At 39.3% G+C, this 18,987-nt stretch carries 13 protein-coding genes; all 13 read left to right on the top strand.

From position 1 onward, the window contains the following. Positions 1–26 precede the first annotated feature (26 nt). The 13 genes from ACJ004_RS23975 to ACJ004_RS23915 all read left to right on the top strand — a co-directional run bounded on the left by ACJ004_RS23975 (position 27) and on the right by ACJ004_RS23915 (position 18,838). A complete protein-coding gene (locus tag ACJ004_RS23975) occupies positions 27–2,264 on the top strand; it encodes a DUF6259 domain-containing protein (protein ID WP_410895652.1) in 2,238 nt (745 codons plus the stop codon). Between the two features lie 196 nt (positions 2,265–2,460). Beyond that, positions 2,461–4,428, top strand: coding sequence for a beta-galactosidase (locus ACJ004_RS23970; protein ID WP_410895651.1), 1,968 nt, complete (start codon positions 2,461–2,463; stop codon positions 4,426–4,428). A gap of 26 nt (positions 4,429–4,454) precedes the next feature. Beyond that, positions 4,455–6,473, top strand: coding sequence for a hypothetical protein (locus ACJ004_RS23965; RefSeq protein ID WP_410895650.1), 2,019 nt, complete (start codon positions 4,455–4,457; stop codon positions 6,471–6,473). Positions 6,474–6,625: 152 nt separating this feature from the next. Continuing rightward, positions 6,626–7,621 (top strand): LacI family DNA-binding transcriptional regulator, encoded by a 996-nt coding sequence (locus ACJ004_RS23960; RefSeq protein ID WP_410895649.1) that lies wholly within the window; start codon positions 6,626–6,628, stop codon positions 7,619–7,621. A gap of 384 nt (positions 7,622–8,005) precedes the next feature. Further along, entirely contained in the window at positions 8,006–8,599 is a 594-nt protein-coding gene (locus ACJ004_RS23955; protein WP_410895648.1) for a KpsF/GutQ family sugar-phosphate isomerase, read from the top strand. A 16-nt stretch (positions 8,600–8,615) separates the two neighbouring features. After that, positions 8,616–9,560 carry a ribokinase gene (gene rbsK / locus ACJ004_RS23950; RefSeq protein ID WP_410895647.1) on the top strand — a complete coding sequence of 315 codons (945 nt, stop codon included), beginning with the start codon at positions 8,616–8,618 and terminating at the stop codon, positions 9,558–9,560. Between the two features lie 276 nt (positions 9,561–9,836). Then, positions 9,837–12,008, top strand: coding sequence for a DUF4185 domain-containing protein (locus ACJ004_RS23945; protein ID WP_410895646.1), 2,172 nt, complete (start codon positions 9,837–9,839; stop codon positions 12,006–12,008). A 372-nt stretch (positions 12,009–12,380) separates the two neighbouring features. After that, the gene (locus ACJ004_RS23940; RefSeq protein WP_410895645.1) at positions 12,381–13,442 is read left to right on the top strand and encodes a glycoside hydrolase family 43 protein; all 1,062 of its coding nucleotides are present in this window, start codon (positions 12,381–12,383) and stop codon (positions 13,440–13,442) included. A 1-nt stretch (position 13,443) separates the two neighbouring features. Then, positions 13,444–14,688 (top strand): extracellular solute-binding protein, encoded by a 1,245-nt coding sequence (locus tag ACJ004_RS23935; protein WP_410895644.1) that lies wholly within the window; start codon positions 13,444–13,446, stop codon positions 14,686–14,688. 118 nt (positions 14,689–14,806) lie between these two features. Beyond that, a complete protein-coding gene (locus ACJ004_RS23930) occupies positions 14,807–15,727 on the top strand; it encodes a carbohydrate ABC transporter permease (protein WP_410895643.1) in 921 nt (306 codons plus the stop codon). Positions 15,728–15,739: 12 nt separating this feature from the next. Continuing rightward, complete coding sequence (locus tag ACJ004_RS23925) at positions 15,740–16,576, top strand: carbohydrate ABC transporter permease (RefSeq protein ID WP_410895642.1); 837 nt, start codon at positions 15,740–15,742, stop codon at positions 16,574–16,576. A gap of 37 nt (positions 16,577–16,613) precedes the next feature. Then, entirely contained in the window at positions 16,614–17,039 is a 426-nt protein-coding gene (locus tag ACJ004_RS23920; protein WP_410895641.1) for a hypothetical protein, read from the top strand. After that, a complete protein-coding gene (locus ACJ004_RS23915; protein WP_410895640.1) occupies positions 17,036–18,838 on the top strand; it encodes a glycoside hydrolase family 2 protein in 1,803 nt (600 codons plus the stop codon). Before ACJ004_RS23920 ends, ACJ004_RS23915 begins: the two co-directional genes overlap by 4 nt. The last annotated feature ends 149 nt before the right edge of the window (positions 18,839–18,987 follow it).

Below are 18,987 nucleotides of genomic sequence, written 5' to 3'. Positions count from 1 at the left end.
AAAGTGTACCCCTGAGGAGGGAAACGATGATTTTATTGGAAAATGAGCATATTTCTATTTCATTTAGCGAGGCAACAGGTTCGATTTCTGGAATCTATGATAAGCAAAAAGGAATTCACTATATTTCTTCGCAACGATTGCCAACAGATCCTTTTCGTGTAGAAATTGATGGGGAACTTATAAGCCAATTCCAACGTTTCTCCTTTACATCTATTCCTCCAGAGGAGAATAGTCATGGCGTGTTGTTCACATGGAGTCTATCAGACTACCTTATTGTTATTGCAAAAGTGCAATTACAGAATGAATCAAATGAGGTCATATTTGAATGTGAGGTACAAAATCAGTCCGATCAGTCTGTTTCAAGTTTAGAATATCCAATTATTCCAAATATAACGACCATAACAGATGGTGGAAGCAATGATTACCTTGCACATAGTTTTGCTACAGGTTTTAAAATTCACAATCCACTAAAGAACTTTACGGAAGATTCAAATGGATTTAGATTCATGCCTTATCCCGAAGGGTTCTCGGGTTCAACGATGCAATTTTTTAGTTACTATGGACTGGAAAAAGGCGGTCTCTATTTCGCAACATATGATCAAGAAGCCTATTTAAAATGGTTCAATTTTTATAAGAATAATAATGGTTTACTAGAGGCCACATTTATTCATGGTTGTGAGGATATCGGACCACAAAAAGGACTGAAGGTTTCTTATCCAATCATTGTAAAATTGCTTGATGGCCGCGATTGGTATGAAGCAGCAGATATTTATAAAAACTGGTCAGTAAACCAATTTTGGTGTCAAAAGGGTGTATTGGCTGATGTAGATGAAAAGCATAAAGCTACATGGCTATTGGAAGATATAGGTGTGACTACCTTTGGGATAAATGCTGGTCATGATCGTGCTGAATGGATAGACCATTATCATAAATATATGAACACAAAGATCTTTCATATCCTTGGGCCGGATTGGGCGGGAAAAACTCAGGACTTTTGCAATTGTGTTCCTGGTGGGCATGATGATTGGTTTCCTACTAGATTCAATCAAGCTAATTTAGATGTGATGAAATCCTATGATGATAAATATGCTCCATTTGAATTCGATTATTTATTTAATATTAATGGAGCGGATGGAGAGGCCGGAAAAAAGGCGTTGCAGCAGATACCAAAATCGCCAACAAAGAGTATTGATCACTATCCATTTCCATTTGTTTGCCCAGTAGATCCATTTGTTCAGGAACTCCATGTCCGTCGAGATGAAAAATTGCAGCAAGATGTAAATGTGGATTCCATCTATTATGATATTTCCGCAAGCAATATTATGAAAACCTGTATGGATCCTACCCATGGTCATCATGTTGGCGCAGGTCGTAAAGTGACAATGGCCTATCGTAAGAATTATATCGATACAAAAGAGGCAATGATCAAGGCAGCGGATGATCGCTACATTCCAATGGGAACAGAAATGATGAATGAAGTGTTCCTTGATATTCTTGATTACTATCAGGCACGTGCCGGTGCACAGCCTGCAGCTCCGCTGGAGGGTTGGAATATTAGAGAGCTGTTAATGTCAGGAGAAGCGGAGCTTATTCCGATGTTCACTTACGTGTACCATGAATATGGAGCAATAAGGCTGGATGGCTGGGGGAAATTAGTGAAGGAGATTGGCGATTTATTCTATTATACTGTTGCAAGAACGTATTTATGGGGCGGCCTATATGAACTAAATTATGAGTACAGTCCAATGGAGGCAATTGCCGAAAAGGAAAATAGGTTTGAAGAGCATTACTATCCTTTTGAACAAAGAGGCTATCCATTCGATTCTGAACGAGCACAGTATCTTTCTAAATTTGCCAATATTAGAACCGGAGTAGGTAATAAATATTTAGCCTATGGCAGGATGTTAAGACCACTGGAGTTTGAATGTGAAAAAATAGGACTAAACTGGTTCCTCTATAATTGTGACAAGATGTTCAAAGAATACAATACATCGGGTGAGCTAGATGTGGACGCAGTCGTTCATTCAGCATGGCAATATCGTGATGAAAGCATTGGGCTTTTTTTTGCCAATGTGAGTGATACACAACAACAGGTGGAATTCAAACTAAATCGTACCTGTTATCAACTCCAATCACAGCAACTAACCATCCGGATGCACACAGACAAGGGTGTGGAGGAGTTATTCGTTTTAGAACCAAATGAGGAGAGATGTGTCAGCATCTTCTTACCGAAGAAAAATGTTGTTTTAATTGAATTATCATGAGGCAAATAAAAAAAGGATGATGGACAAAATCATCCTTTTTTCTTTACCGGTAAAGTGAGAGTAAGCCCTTATAAAGACGGTCAAGGAATTATGAATAGGATTAGTAAAGGGATTTTTCAAGACGAGCCTGAGTTTCCTAGATGGAAAGAATCATAGCAAAGGTGTATTAACGATTTCATAGGAGAGTGATAAAAAAATGGAAGAGAAAATATATATTGGTTCCACCTATTATCCTGAACATTGGCCGAGAGAACGGTGGCAGGAAGATATTCACTTGATGAAAGAAGCGGGGGTTAATATATTACGACTTGCTGATTGTGCCTGGGCAAAATTGGAGCCAACCAATGGAACATTTGATTTAACTTGGCTGGATGATTTTATCGATATGGCTTCTAAGGAAGGCATTCAAATTGTCATGGCCACTCCAATTGAATCATCGCCTGTTTGGCTTCGTCAACTCCATCCCGAAGTGGTTGCTACCGATGAATTTGGCCGTATCCATGCTGACAGAGGTCATCATTGTCATAATAACTCCATCTATGCCTTTTACGTTGATCGCTTAGTCAATAAAATGGCCAAACATTATGCGGCAAATCCGGCGATTATCGGCTGGCAAATTGATAATGAACTAAGAGCGGTACCTTGTTATTGCAAGGAGTGTACGAAAGCATTTCGGAAATGGCTCGAGCACCGATATCACTCGATAGAAACACTTAATAAAGAATGGGGAACTGTTTTTTGGAGTCAGGTATATCAAGAGTGGGAGGAAATCCAACTCCCCACAGCTGATCAACTGACAAAATCAGTGAGTCAAATTGTTGATTATAATCGGTTTGCATCCTATTCCACTGTGAATTATGTAAATCGTCAAATTGACATTTTGAAATCCTATGAGCCCAATCATTTTGTAACCCATAATTCCCTCGGCTTGTATCAGGGTCTCGATGTATATAAGCTGGGGGAAAATCTTGATTTTATGGGTGTTGATTTATATCCGGATGTGGATGAGGACAATATTTATACGATTTTTAATCTAGATCTTCATCGGAGCACAAAACGAGAAAATTTTTGGGTATTGGAACAGAAAAATGGCTATTTCAACTACAGTGATTATAATTTAGCAATTGAACCAGGGTTAGTTCGGTTATGGGGTTATCAAGATATAGCCAGAGGAGCGAATGCGGTATTATTTTATCGCTGGAGGGCGAACCGTTACAGCTGGGAGCAAAATCCAAATGGTATCCTCCGTCATGATGGATCTCCAAGAAGGGCTTATTATGAGCTGCAGCAAATGAACATTGAGCTTAAGGAGTTCAGTGATGAACTGGTTTCGACGAAAGTAGATGCACCGGTAGGGATCATTCATAGCTATGATCATATTTGGGCATTTGAGGCTCACAAACAATATAAGAATTTTGAATACCGTGAGCATATTAAGTCGTATTATCATGCTTTAAACAAAATGGGAATCACATCTGATTTGGTTGACCCGCGAATGGATCTGTCCCGATACAAGTTCGTGATTGCACCTTCATTAATGATGGTTAATGAGGAGATACAAGCTAACCTACAAACCTATGTAGAAAACGGCGGCTGCTTGCTGATTGGGGCAAGGAGTGGATTTAAAACATGGGCAAATGCCACAATTGATACCCCGTGGCCAGGGTTATTGACTGATTTAGCCGGCGTGTTGGTGGATGAGTTCGAAGTGCTGCCCGATAAGTATTCTAATACCATTACCTATAAGGAAAAACCATACGAAGTAAAAGTGTGGCTTGATCTGTTAGAAACCACGAGTGCAGAAGCCTTGGCTGTCTATAGGGATAAATTCTATGCAGGGAGAACAGCCATTTCAAAAAATAACTACGGCAGCGGGAGAGTTTATTATGTCGGAGTGATGGGGAATGACGAGCTTGTCAGTGACTTATTGCTTGATATTGTCAAAGAGCGGGAAATCCCGTACGTTCATTTGCCTGAAGGGGTATTTGTTACACAACGAAAGAGCGAATCGACGTGCTTCACGTTCTATATTAATAAAAGTACTGAGACAAGAACGGTTCCGTTACTAGAAAAAGGCTTTGATGTCATAAATGGTAAACCAGTAGTTGACCAGATCTTGATGAATGGGTTAGAAGTAGTCGTTGTCAGGTCAGCTAGTAAATGATGATAGGATAGATAGGAGTTTTTCAAATGGCCGTAAAAAGTGAGATTTCAGTGAATAAGGATCTTGCACCATATCTTGAAAAAATAGAAGTTAATCGATTGGGCGGGGAGAGTCCAGTTGTTTCGCAGCAGACGATTAATGAACATTTGGTAAAAATCAATCTGTTCTTTCATTTGGATCAGGAGATACACCAAGATGACTGGCAAGTGAACCTATATCCAACGTTTTTACCGGACTTCCACTGGGCGCCCCATTTAACCCCGACAGATGAGAACATCATTGACCAGCATAGCTTCCGGTCACCAAGCTTGATCGTTAATAACCGGAAAAAGGCCGTCATGGTGATCCCTGACTTAGATCTTATCAGGAAGGATACACCTGTCAGGTGGTATCTTGATCTAAATGCCGTGGCGAATAAGCTTACATTAGGCATGAGCAACTATGAGGTTTCAGAACATGTTTTATTTGTCCGGAAACCAGGTGCGATTTATCCGAAAGGGAATGTGGAATTTGGATTCTATATCATGATGTCTGATGATGAAGAGATCATTGCTAATCCATGGCGTCCCGTGCTCCAGTTTTTATGGGAAAATTGGGGGCGAAAGCTGTACGAACAAGGGCAACCATTACACGGCAATCTGGATCATTATGTAGAACATACTTATCAATGGGCTTTTGCTAATTGGAAGAGCAGTGTTTGGCAGGAGTTTGAACTTGGTGGTAAAAAAGTCGGGGCCCCCGCCTTTATTGTTAACGTTACACAGAGTCCTAATTACCAAGGAGTATTGAATGAACGAGAGTTTCGCTCGATTTGGAATCAGGCATGGTTCAGTTCCCTCAGGTCTGCAAGCGGATTATATCGGTATGCAAGCAGGACGAGTAATGAAGAGCTGCGTAATAAAGCACTCTTAACCAAGGAATTGGCTTTATCGGCCCCAAGGGTCAATGGCTTTTTCCCGGCCGTCATTGCCACAGAGATGGAAGAATTAGAAGTGAATGGTGAAATGGTCAGGCGTTCAAAGGGCTGGGAATCCTTTTATTGGGGGAATTCAAACCGGAACCCGATTACTCATGATCCCAAGTGTGCTCCTTACCATGTCCTCGATATGAGCTGGACATCGTTAATGATGCTAAGATGGTATGATGAACTAGAAAAGGATGAACGCTTGTTAACATATGCCGTCGAATATGCAGATTCACTGTTGAACCTTCAGGATAGGAAGGGGTATTTTCCTGCCTGGCTTGATCATGAGACATTAGAACCAATAGGGATCTTAGCAGATTCACCGGAAACGACCTTATCCATTACCTTCCTTCTACAATTGCATAGCTTAACAGGGGATGAAAGATACAAAGAGTCAGCCCTTCGTGCGATGGAAGCTGTTTGCAGTGAGGTGGTCTTCTCGGGGAGATGGGAGGATTTCGAGACCTATTGGTCGTGCAGCCATTATGGAAATGACTCCTTAGTCGGTAAAAAGTTTGCTCGCAACAATATGTACAAACAATGTAACCTATCTATTTTCTGGACAGCAGAGGCATTACTTGAGTGTTATAAGCTGACGGGACATGAGAGATTCCTGAAGTATGGAAGCCGTTGTCTGGATGAAATGTTAATGACTCAAGCCTCGTGGCAGCCACCCTATATGCATATTGATACATTAGGGGGCTTCGGGGTTATGAATGCAGACGGTGAATGGAATGACTCGAGGCAATGCCTGTTTGCTGAACTCATTATCAGGTATGGGATGGAACTCGAGAGGCAGGAATATGTCCAACGAGGTCTGGCAGCATTGCGAAGTGCGTTTACGATGATGTATTGTCCTGAAAATGAGAAGACAAAACAGCAATGGGAAAAAAGATGGAGCTTTTTCAATGAACTGGATTATGGTTTTATGATGGAGAACTACGGTCATGATGGCAAAGTAGATGCCGATGGCTTAGGGATTGGTGAGTTTACCATTTATGATTGGGGAAATGGGGCGGCAGCCGAGAGTTATTTAAGGATGAAAGACCACTACGGCACTAATTTCGTTGATAAGTTATAAGGGGAAAAGGAACCTTATATAGTTGGAAAATTCTTATGTGTTTTTTTGGAATGTTTAGACTACATATGTTGATATTCTTTCCCCATCTATTATAATAAATATGATAACGATTACTGCTTTAGTGCGTGAATCCATATAATGGGGATGATCATTTGAATAATGTAACAATAAAGGATGTCGCGAAAGAATCGGGTGTGTCAACCGCAACTGTTTCAAGAGTACTTAGTAATAAAGGATATGCAAGTAATGAGATAAGAGAAAAGGTTCTTTCTACTGCAAAGAGATTAAATTATCAGCCCAATGCTCTTGCAAGAAGTTTAAAGAACCAACAGACTTATACCATTGGGGTCGTTATTCCTGATATTGCAAATCCCTATTTTATGAAGATTTCAAAAGGGATTGAAGATACCGTTTACAAAAATAATTATAATCTAATTTTCGCAAGCGCTGAGGAACAACCAATAAAGGAAAAGCAATTGTTAAACGTGTTGTTTGAGAAAAGGGTCGATGCGATCGTGTTAGCAACGTCGGGACAAAACGAGGAAACGGTTGAGAAAATTAAAAAAAGTGGTATTCCCATTATTCTAGTGGATAGGGAATTAAAAGAGCATGATGAATCCATTGATTTTATCGCTGAAGATAACTGTAAGGCAGCATTTGAATTAACCAACCATCTGTTAAAACAAGGTCATTCGAAGATTGGGGTTATCAATGGTTCCTTACAGGTAAGTACGGGTCTAGAACGATTCAATGGATTTAAGGAGGCTATTAAGGAGAATGGTCTCGAGCTAAATCCTGACTTTATTTATAATGGGAACTTTAATCAAGAAGATGGAGAAAAAGCGATTAAGCTTTTTTTTGAGAAAAAAGATAAACCAACTGCGATTGTATCTTTTAATAATACGATGTCCTTCGGAGCGCTGCTTCAGTTAACTCGGATGGGGTATAGTCTGCCGCAAGATGTTGTAATGGCTTCCTTTGGTGAAGTAGAAGCAGCCCAATTGTTGAAATCACCTAAGATTGTGTATGTAAACCAATCTCCATACGAAATGGGCGTTCGGGTGGGCGAAATATTAATGAACCGTTTATTGAATCACGAAAAGGAACCGATTATTGAAAAATTTCGCCCGAAGTTAATGTTAACTTAGAAATAATTATTTGAATAAGCAATGATCCATTCAAGAGGTTTTCTGTGAGAGAAGATCTCTTTTTTTTTTTGAATCTGTTTCAGCGCATTTTGGTAAGAAAAAAAAGGCAATTTAAAAAAATATTTAAAAATTTTCTGAATCATATTGAAAAATAAAAAGGGATGTAATAAGATTTATGTGTAATCGTTTACAGGTTACGGTAATCGTTTACATACTTTGCCGTAAATCGTTTACACACTTTCGGTGATTGTTTACTAGTTTTAAAGAAATGTATTTTAATTTGCAAAAAATTTCACTTTGACGTTTGGCAGGGTTTAAAAACAGCAAGAATTTCGTTGCAGAATAATTTCCATATGAAGTTCGAAAAGGTAAGGGGGAGAAGCGATGACAATTTTATATGAAATGAAGCGTGTTATGGAATTAGAAGCATCCTCTATTAAAGCGCTTTCTGAAGCGATTGGCGCTAATTATGAAGAGGCTGTAAATTTAATTTTTAATTGCAAAGGGAAGGTCGTTGTAACCGGGGTGGGCAAATCTGGTCATGTGGGGAAAAAAATTGCCGCCTCATTAGCGAGCACAGGAACGCCGGCATTTTTTGTTCACAGTACGGAAGGGGTCCATGGTGACTTAGGGATGATTCAAAAGGATGATGTGGTTATCATGATCTCTAATAGCGGGGAAACGAAAGAGGTTCTTAGTTTGATGCCTTCGTTAGAAAAGATCGGCTCTAAGCGAATAGCTATTACATCTAAACCAGAATCCACGTTAGCTAAATTTTGTGATGTAGCACTTGCCTATGAATATGAAAAAGAGGCTGACCATTTAAGATTAGCACCTACCACAAGTTCAACCATTACATTAGTTATTGGGGATGCATTAGCTGTAGCCCTATCGATTTTAAAAGATTTTAAAAAGGAAGATTTCCACGTCTTTCACCCTGGTGGCAGCTTAGGAAAACAATTATCAAACGATAAATAAGATAGGGGTAATTCCAATGGGGATATTAGTAATTGGTAGTTTTATGATGGACCTTGTTGTACGCACACCACGTGCTCCACAGAGTGGGGAAACCATTATTGGTCATAGTTTCTCAAAATTTCCTGGAGGAAAAGGTGCAAATCAAGCTGTTGCTGCTGCGCGGCTCGGTGGTAGTGTTACCATGGCTGGTAAAGTAGGAACGGATGAGTATGGGCAAACAGCCTTGCAAACTCTAGAAAAAGAAAAAATTAACACTCAAAATATATTAAAAGATGACGAGCATGCAACAGGAGTTGGCTTTATAACGCTTGAAGAAAGTGGAAGCAATCGGATTATTGTCGTCCCGGGTGCCAATCTTGCTTACACTGTACCTAACTTGGATGAGATTAAAAGTCGCATAAAAAGTTCGAAAGTATTAGTACTCCAGCTAGAAATGGATTTGGAAATGATTGAACAGGCCGTATCATATGCGGCAAGCTTTGATGTACCAGTTATTTTAAATCCGGCGCCAGCCCAAAAATTAGAGGATAGCTTACTTAGAAAAGTAACCTATTTAACTCCAAATGAATCCGAAGCAGAACTATTAACCGGTATGAAGATCACGTCACTGGAAGATGCAGAAGCTGCCGGAAAGCTTCTCTTAGGAAAAGGTGTAAAAAATGTCATTATCACCCTAGCTGAAAAGGGATCATTAATCGTTACAGAATCCGGTACCGCTCATGTACCTGGTTACACAGTAAATCTCGTTGATTCCGTGGCGGCAGGCGATTCCTTTAATGGTGCTCTTGCAGTGGGGATCGCGCAGGGAAAACCATTGGATGAAATAGTCCAGTTTGCCAATGCGGTGGGGGCTCTAACTGTAACAAAAGAAGGAGCGATTCCATCCCTGCCATACCTATCAGAAGTAGAAGACTTTATGAACAAAAACAAAGAATTAGCAAAACTAAAAAACAACGACTAGACATACAAAAATGCGTGAAGAAGCCTCTTACAATGATGTAACAGTGTCAGTAACGGTGTCAGGCACCATCCGTGGACAAATTGTTCACATTGTCCACGTGTGACGGACAGATGTGGAAATGGTGCCTGGCACTTCTCTAGTCGAGAAAGTATTTTTGGGTCATTCTTCTTGGATTGCTTTTTTAGGCAGTAAGGGAAATATACTTACCGAAATTGGAAGCGCTCTCGCCAATTCTACAGATTAAAGGAGAGGAGATTGTCAAAGGGGGAAATATGGTTGAATAATAATAATCGCAGAACAATCGTCTCTATTATTCTCATTTTAGTAGTCATGGTATCTCTTACACTCCCATCATTTGCCGAAACTACCATGAATTCCACAGATTCTACCGATCCATTTGAACTCATAGCAATGAAAGCTAAAAAAGTAGCCCGTGTAACGGGTAAAACACTCGAAGGAGAAACCCTTCCAAATCCTAACCAGACCCCAACTAAATATGGTCTTACGGGTACAGATTTAGGAATCGTTTGGGATGCAACCACTGATCCAAATGATAAAAAAATGATGGTCGCCTTTGGTGACTCCTATGATGATGGCTGGGGTGGATTTGGTGGTGGCGGAGATGTGAAAGGCTGGAGGAGTAATCTTCTCGCCATCTCTAAGGATACAGACCCTTCTGATGGGCTAACCTTCTCTTCCATGATAACAGACCCAAGTAAACCAAATTATGCAAAGGAAATTATTCATTCTGATCATATCACAGATGGAAAGAGTGATTTTACAGCAATCCCAACGGCAGGTGTGACCGCTGGAAAGAGACATTTCATCCACTATATGCAAATTAAAAATTGGGGCGCAAACGGAAGATGGAATACTAACTTCTCAGAAATTGCCTACTCAGATGATGAGGGACAAACATGGACAAAGTCAGGTGTAAAGTGGGGTGCAACAAGTAAGTTTGCCCAAGCAGCCTATGTAAAAGAGGATGGCTATATTTACATGTTCGGAACTCCTGCCGGTCGATTCGATGCGGCTTACTTGGCAAGAGTTTCCGAAGCGGACATGCTCAATAAAGGGAAGTATGAGTACTGGAACGGTTCACAGTGGGTTGTAAATAACGAAGCAGCTGCCACTGCCGTTGTCGATGCACCAGTGAGTGAACTTTCCGTTGCCTATAATTCTTATTATAAAAAATGGATTATGGTCTACCTGAATGAAAACCGCTATGCGATTGTAATGAGAAGTTCTTCCGAGCTGACTGGAGGCTGGTCTGCTGAGACTGAAATTGCTAGAGGTGCAGAATATCCAGGCCTGTACGGTGGATTCATATATCCATGGAAAAATGACGGAAAAGACTTATATTTCCTTATGTCAGAATGGGGACCATACAATGTTGTCTTAATGCATACTACTTTGGAAAAAGGGACTCCAGCACAGAATCTGGTCTCTGACCCTTCTTTTGAAAAACAAACATCTGGCACCATCTCCGCACCTTGGATTCTTGAAGGTGGAAAAGGGGGAATCGACAGTGGTACTGGAACGTCAAGAGCTGGGACAAAGAACATGTACTTGAGAAATGATACAGGTTGGAATGGGATAAAACAGAATATTACAGTCACACCAAATACAGAATATGTCCTCTCTGGTTATGTAAAAACCTCACAAAACAACAATGCTGGATACTTTGGTGTCCGAGCTGCTGATGGACATATTATTAAAGAACAAAAATTTGAACGAAATGATAATTACACGAAACTCACAGTCCGCTTTAACTCTGGCGACAACACAACTGTAACCATTTTTACGGGGATGTGGACCAATGGCGATACATGGGTCCAAGCTGATGACTATCTGGTAGAAGCAGTAGATTCGACCCCGCCGTTGATTACCTTAAAGGGAAATGAAACGATTGATTTAACGTTAGGAGATTCCTTTACTGATCCAGGTGCAACCGCATCTGATAGTCAAGATGGTGATCTATCCGACAAAATTGAAGTTACCGGTAAGGTGGATCCGAACATCATTGGCAGGTATACCTTGACTTACAATGTAAAAGATTCAGATGGGAATGCTGCGAAGGCAGTTACCAGAACAGTCAATGTCACGGGTGAGGACTATACAGTGAGTAATGTGGCTTTTAAGGGTAGTGATGGCAGTTCATTAACCACACTACCAAAAAAAGGATTGATTTCCGCCAGAGCGGATATTCGAAATAACACAGGAAAAGCAAAAGAGATTTCTCTTGTTGTCGCATTGTATAATAAAAAGGGCGAAGTTGAAAATCTTTCTGGAGTAACCAAGGCACTGCCTTCAGGCTCTAAGGAAACGATTACTGGTGGTTTTAACATGCCGGGCGATAATTCTGGTTATCATGTGGAAATCTTCGTCGCAGATTCTTTAACAGGATTAAAGCCATTATCGAATATTGCTAGATTAGAATTAAAATAGGCTGAATAGTGTAAAGCTAGCTGTCAGGCACCAGCGTGGACAAAAGTTCATAGAGTGCCTGACATTTTTTATGTTACTTCAAAAAATTCTTTTAGTAGTTGATTAGAAACTATAAAAGTTGTACATCCATATCCCAGTTTAAAGGGCATCCCGAAACTATGCTTAAATTTAAAAATTATTTATTAATTAATTTAATTAATAATCGTTGACTCAAGTTTTGGAGAAGTGTATATTCAGAGTATGGTGAAAATTTAGTAATATTTTAGTGTTTTTTGATAACATATGAAAACGCAATCAATTTAGATTTTGAAAAGGGAAAATGATCAACAAACAGGTGGTGAGCTTAAAAGGAGGGGGAAAGAGGATAAGAGAATGATAGGAATACGCCATCGTAATAAATCAAAATCAATCGGTCTAATAGCTTTTGTAATCATACTCGTATTGGCAGGAAGTGAGGCGTTGTTGGCTTATATGAATGATGAAAAGACAATCACTTACAAGAATCCTGTCGGAGGAATGACCAGCATAGGTGATCCCTTCGTGTTAAAGGATGGGGACAAATACTTTATGTATGCAACCTCTGCAGCGACAATTGGATTCAGAGTTTGGCAGTCAGATAATTTGGTAGATTGGGAAGAAAAAGGAATGGCCTATGATATTGGAGAACAGTCTAACCAATGGGCCACCGGTGATTTTTGGGCTCCTGAAGTAATAAAGCATAATAATCAGTATTACATGACATACAGTGCCCGGAATCAAGAAGGACATTTGCAGATTTCAGTTGCAATTAGTAAGGACCCATTAGGACCATTTCAAGATATCAGTACAGAAATTATCAAACAAGAAGGCTCTTACATCGATGGTGATATTTTTATTGAGGAAGATGGGACTCCTTATTTCTACTATGTTAAAGATTGTTCAGAGAATGTCATAAATGGAAAGCATGTAAGTCAAATTTTTGTTCAAAAGATGAATAAAGACCTTACTAGCTTGCTAGGAGAACCACAGTTATTAGTAGAGCCCGATCAGAAATGGGAAGGCTTAAACGGAGATTATCAATGGAATGAAGGACCCTTTGTTTTGAAACACGGTGGAAAATACTACCTGATGTATTCCTCAAACTATTATGCAAGCGCGGATTATGGAGTGGGATACGCTGTTGCCGATCATCCGATTGGGCCTTTTATAAAAGCAGAGGAAAATCCTGTTTTGTCTAAGGATCTTGCAAATGATATATCGGGCCCAGGTCATAATAGTGTGACCATGGGGCTTGATGGGAAAACACTCTACACTGTTTATCATACACATACCTTTCCTGAGGATCCAAGTGGAGACCGGCAGATGAACATAGATAGGCTTTATTTTGAAAATGGGAAGTTGAAAATTGATGGACCATCTTATACAGAAAAGAAAATAATTGTAGGGGGAAAGTAATATGAAAAAGTATAAATTTCTCTTGGTTTTTGCATTAATAGCTTCTTTAATGTTAGCCGCCTGTAGTAAAGAATCAGAAAAAGCATCTAGTGAGAGTGGAAAGAAAGAAATCCTAATGTGGAGCGGTACGACGGGACCTGATGGTGATCTTATTCAAAAAAATATTGACCAATACAATGCCACAAACCCGGACTATAAAGTAAAGTTGGTAAAAATGAAAGGTGATGTTTTAGGTAATAAGCTAGCAACCGTTACACGTTCTGGTAAAGGTGTACCTGACATTGCGATGATCGCTTCAGAAAGTGTTTCCACTTATAATAGTCAAAAAATGCTAGAGCCTTGGGATCAATATCTCGATGGTACAAAAGTGAATGCTGAAAGCTATTTAGAGGAAGCTTGGAATGTAGGAACAGTAGATGGTAAACAATACGGCTTGCCTGCAACAATGGGCAGCTGGGTAATGTATTACAACAAGGATTTGGTTGACAAGTACGCTCCAGGAGCTGCTGATGATAATGTTATCACTTATGAAGAAATAGAAAAAGCAGGAGCGGCAGCTAAAGCTGATGGGATATTAGCTTATGGCTTTAGCTGGCCGATGCAGAACTTTAACAATCTTTATTTGCAAATGGGTGGTAAGTTCGCTGAAGGTGGTAAACCAACCATTGATAATGAAACAGCTGTAGCGGCTTTCGAGGAATTCAAAAAGTTAGAAGAAAAAGGTTACATGAATAAAAAAGGCGAAGATACAACCAAACTTTTCAAAAATGGAAAAGTGATCTTCCTTCCAGAAGGAACTTGGATGTTAGCTGAGATGAGCAAAATTACGAATTTTAAATGGGCAGAGACATTCACACCACAATGGGATGCAACCAATATTGTTCAAGGAAGCGGTGCTGACCAATTTGCCATGTTTAAAAGTAAAGAGCGGTCAGAGGAAAAAATCAAAGGTACTGTGAAATTTATTGAGTGGTTACAGAGCAATCAGTTGGAATGGATTAAGTCAGGAGCGAATCCAACTGCATTAGGCATGTTGGACAACGAAGAATATACAAAAATGCCACAATCATTCTTACTTAAGTCAGATCAAGCACGTGATGCTGTTACAATCGTCACTGATCCTGGAAGTTCTTATATTTTCGGAGAAGTTGATGCTGCGGCTTGGGATGTAATCTCAGGTAAGGTTGAAATTAAAGATTCGTTGAAGAAGATCCAACAAACCGTCAACGATAAAATGAATCAATAAAAGAAATAAGAGGAGGAATTTATTCCTCCTTTTCTTCTTTATAGTTATACGGGTTGATGTACTTATACGAAAAACAACATTCCATGCGAAAATAGCTTTACTAATTGAGGTGAAATGAATGGAAACAATGATTAATAAACCGCTGAAAAAAAATGTAAATCAAAAAATACCAAAATGGTTAAATCTTTGGCCTGCATTATTTGTTGGACCCCATCTGCTTCTTTTTATTATGTTTTTCCTCATTCCATCTGTTTTTGGGATTTATATCTCATTTACAAAATGGGACTTGTTTACCTCTCCTGAGTTTGTCGGTTTAGATAATTTCAAGACGATCCTTTTTGACAAAGACTCGAGTTTTTATTCGCAGTTTTATACCGGAATGGAGAATACATTTACCTTTGTACTTATTTCTGTCCCATTTTGTATTATAGTCCCACTATTAGTGGCTACTGCTTTAGCTGCAAAACCGAAATTAAATCGTCTGTTTCAATCAGTATTTTACTTACCTTCCTTATTTGCGATTTCGGCTGTCATGATTATCTGGCAATTTCTATTGAGTGTTTCCTATGGTCCACTTGAAAATTACTTTGATATCTCAACAAATATGCTGGATAATCAGCCGCACGCATGGATATCGCTGGTAATTGTTACAGTGTGGTGGACAATCGGCGGTAACATGGTTATTTATTTGGCGGCATTAAACGGCGTTCCGAAAGATTTAATCGAAGCGGCTGAATTGGACGGAGCAGGTGTTTTTAGTAAGTTTTTCAAAATAACACTCCCTAGTATCAAATATCAAATTCTATTTACCACAGTCATGACGACTATTGCTCAATTTAATGTCTATGGACAGCCATTAATGCTGACAGGTGGAGGTCCAAGTGATTCGACTCATGTACTCCTCATGTACATTCAGGAAAACGCCTTCGGATCTGGGCTATCCATTGCCGGTATTTCCTCTGCAATGGCCGTTATGTTAGGTGTATGTATCATGGTTGTCTCAGCTATTCAATTTTTCTTATTAAGGGATAAGGATTAGAGGTGAGTATAGATGAAACAAAGTAAAACAACAAAAATAGTAGCTTTCCTTTTTTTGCTGTTGATGGCTATTATCTGGGTATTCCCACTTATATGGGGAATCTTTACCTCTTTTAAATCATCTGAAGAAATTCAATCAGCAGCGGTTAGTTTTTTACCGATTCATTGGACCTTAAGTAATTATAGCGATTTGCTGTTTAATAATGCTTCCAGTCCCGTCATAAAATGGTTTACGAATTCTTTGATCATTTCGGTCAGTCATACAGCATTAGTTCTAGTGGTTGTCTCATTAGCAGCTTATGGTTACACGCGTTTACAATTCAAAGGCCGTGACTTATTGTTTGGGATTTTACTGGGTTCAATGATGTTCCCAGGAATTGTTAATTTGATCCCATTGTATAGCATCATGGATCAGTTAGGATGGGTAAACAATTTGCTAGCAGTTATCGTCCCTGGTGCTGCTGGAGTTTTTAATATTTTTCTTGTACGCCAGTTTGTTTTAGGAATACCAAAAACCTTTGATGAATCTGCCAGAATAGATGGTGCGAATGAATTCCAAATTTATTACTTAATCATTCTGCCGCTCATTCGCCCAGTTTTAACCGTAGTTGCTTTGTTTAGTTTTACAGGATCATGGAATGACTTCTTATGGCCTTCCATTGTTCTTAATGATATTGACAAGCTGCCCATTACGCCTGGGCTGCAGTTGCTCCAAGGACAGTACCTTACCTATCCGGAAATTGGAACAGCAGGAGCTTTAATTGCATTAGTACCAACCTTCCTCCTATACTTGTTTGCCCAGAAGTACTTTATGCAGTCAATGTCGTTGTCATCTGGTGTAAAAGGATAATCCTACACAGAGAAATCATCAGTAAGGAGTGGATGTAATGAGCAGGTCCTTTGAACGCAAACTGATATATACGGCTAGTGGATGGCAATTCATAACTGGCTTGATCACAATGTTTTACTATTCACTTTATATAAAAAAGCAAGGGTCAGACGTAGCGAACTTATCATTACTAGAGCAAAAGGGGATCCAATCCCTTTTCGACAGTCTCTATAGTTTCACTGTCACTTACGGCCTCTTATTTATTGTTATTGCTGGCCTTAATATTATTTTTGTTAAAAGGCTAATGAAGGATGACACGCTGCAGTACAAGCTTCCATTGTATTGGATCTTCTTAGCTGCTGCATTCTACTTTTTATCAGATTTTATTAGTTTGACTCTCTGCCTGGCAGCAGCTGTTATGGCATTAGCGAAAAATAAACCGATAAAAGCCGCATTAGGCATAATTAAGGAGAGAGAAATATGAATTTTAGACCCGAATATCCAAGACCCCAATTAGCAAGAAAACAATGGGTAAATTTAAATGGCGAATGGGACTTCGCTTTCGATGATAAAAATGTAGGAGTAAAGGAAAAATGGTTTCAACAAGCTCAATTTGATAGGAAAATTAATGTACCGTTTGCCTATCAATCTGAACTTAGTGGAATTAATGATCATTCCTTTCACGATGTTGTATGGTACTCTCGTCAATTTAAGATACCAGATGAATGGAACAATCAGCGAGTAATCCTCCATTTTGGCGCGGTAGACTACCGTGCATGGATTTATATAAATGGACAATATGCGGGTTTTCATGAAGGCGGTCACGTATCCTTTTCATTAGATATTACTGATAATTTAACAGGTGGGAACGAAACCGTGGTTGTAAGAGTAGAGGATCCTTCAACAGATGAAACCATCCCTAGAGGGAAGCAATTCTGGATTGAAAAATCTGATGCTATTTGGTACACCAGAACTACAGGGATATGGCAAACGGTTTGGTTAGAGCCTGTAAGTCCTACAAGTATATCTAAATTAAGATTTACTCCAGACATTGATCATGGAGATGTTATTATTGAATTCGATGTCTTAGGTGAATATCTTCACAAGAAAGTAGACATTGAGATTGGGTTTCAGGGTGAAATGGTAGCAAAGGATACAATAGAGTTATATGAATCCTATAATAAGCGCTCAATTAACCTATATAATAGACAGATTTTCAGAACTTCTTTTCATCATATTGGTTGGAATTGGTCACCGGAGAATCCCAATTTATTTGATATCAAGATCACATTAAGAGATAAAGAAAATCAAGTAAATTTAGATGAAGTTGACTCCTACTTCGGAATGAGAAAGGTTCATATTGAAAATGGTATGGTTTATTTAAATAACAAGCCATATTATCAAAAATTAGTTCTCGATCAGGGGTATTGGCCGGAAGGGTTATTAACGGCTCCAACGGACGAGTCTTTGAAAAAGGATATTGAATTAGCATTAGAAATGGGCTTTAACGGATGCAGAAAACATCAAAAAGTGGAGGATCCGCGTTTCCTTTATTGGGCTGATCAATTAGGGTTCTTAGTATGGGGTGAATGTGCGGCATTTCCTTCCTATAGTGAGGATGCGGCTTCAAGGTTAACAAAAGAATGGCTCGAAATTATCAATAGGGATTATAACCACCCATCCATTGTTGCTTGGGTTCCAGTCAACGAAAGCTGGGGCGTTCCTTTTATTAAAGGGAACAAACAGCAGCAGCACCATTCATTAGCCATGTACTATCTCATTCATTCACTTGATACGACTCGTTTAGTTATCTCAAATGATGGCTGGGAGCTTACAGAGACGGATATTTGCGCAATCCATAATTATAATCATGGTTCAAACGATGAAAAAGCGAAATATGAAGCCTTCAAGGAATCCTTATCAACAAAGGAATCACTTCTAAGCTCAAAGCCGGCTAATCGTGGAATTTATGCCGATGGGTTTGAACACAGAGGAGAACCCATTTTATTAACAGAGTTTGGCGGGATTGGATTTAAAGTCGGTGAAGATAACGGCTGGGGCTATACATCTGTAAAAAATGAAGAAGAGTTTATAGCCGATTATCGTAGAATTATGGAAGCGGTATATGCCTCTAAAGCTTTACACGGCTATTGTTATACGCAGTTAACAGATGTAGAGCAAGAAATCAACGGGTTATTATCCTATAATAGAGAACCAAAATGTGAACTGACTAAAATAAGAGAAATTAATGATATGTGGCATTCTAAGCTAGTGAGGTTCTAAGTTGGCGATAGTGAAGATTTTTATTAAGGCTATTTTCGCATAGATTGTTGTTTTTCGTATAAGTTCATCAACCCGTATACCTATATGCTTCGTGGCATCTTTTCGTAAGAACCTTTGCGGAAATTGCCTAGAAACTTAGTAAATGACCC

This window comes from Neobacillus sp. 204 (assembly GCF_046562815.1).
GTDB lineage: Bacteria > Bacillota > Bacilli > Bacillales > Cytobacillaceae > Neobacillus.
The sequence above is the reverse complement of the archived record's forward strand: the minus strand, read 5'-3'. Positions and strand labels throughout refer to the sequence as shown.

Bases quoted from the DNA above. Each gene is read 5' to 3' on its own strand.
- ACJ004_RS23940 (WP_410895645.1), top strand. From the start codon at position 12,381: ATGATAGGAATACGCCATCGTAATAAATCAAAATCAATCGGTCTAATA.
- ACJ004_RS23965 (WP_410895650.1), top strand. From the start codon at position 4,455: ATGGCCGTAAAAAGTGAGATTTCAGTGAATAAGGATCTTGCACCATAT.
- ACJ004_RS23930 (WP_410895643.1), top strand. From the start codon at position 14,807: ATGGAAACAATGATTAATAAACCGCTGAAAAAAAATGTAAATCAAAAA.
- ACJ004_RS23915 (WP_410895640.1), top strand. From the start codon at position 17,036: ATGAATTTTAGACCCGAATATCCAAGACCCCAATTAGCAAGAAAACAA.
- ACJ004_RS23970 (WP_410895651.1), top strand. From the start codon at position 2,461: ATGGAAGAGAAAATATATATTGGTTCCACCTATTATCCTGAACATTGG.
- ACJ004_RS23920 (WP_410895641.1), top strand. From the start codon at position 16,614: ATGAGCAGGTCCTTTGAACGCAAACTGATATATACGGCTAGTGGATGG.
- ACJ004_RS23925 (WP_410895642.1), top strand. From the start codon at position 15,740: ATGAAACAAAGTAAAACAACAAAAATAGTAGCTTTCCTTTTTTTGCTG.
- ACJ004_RS23975 (WP_410895652.1), top strand. From the start codon at position 27: ATGATTTTATTGGAAAATGAGCATATTTCTATTTCATTTAGCGAGGCA.
- ACJ004_RS23935 (WP_410895644.1), top strand. From the start codon at position 13,444: ATGAAAAAGTATAAATTTCTCTTGGTTTTTGCATTAATAGCTTCTTTA.
- rbsK (WP_410895647.1), top strand. From the start codon at position 8,616: ATGGGGATATTAGTAATTGGTAGTTTTATGATGGACCTTGTTGTACGC.
- ACJ004_RS23955 (WP_410895648.1), top strand. From the start codon at position 8,006: ATGACAATTTTATATGAAATGAAGCGTGTTATGGAATTAGAAGCATCC.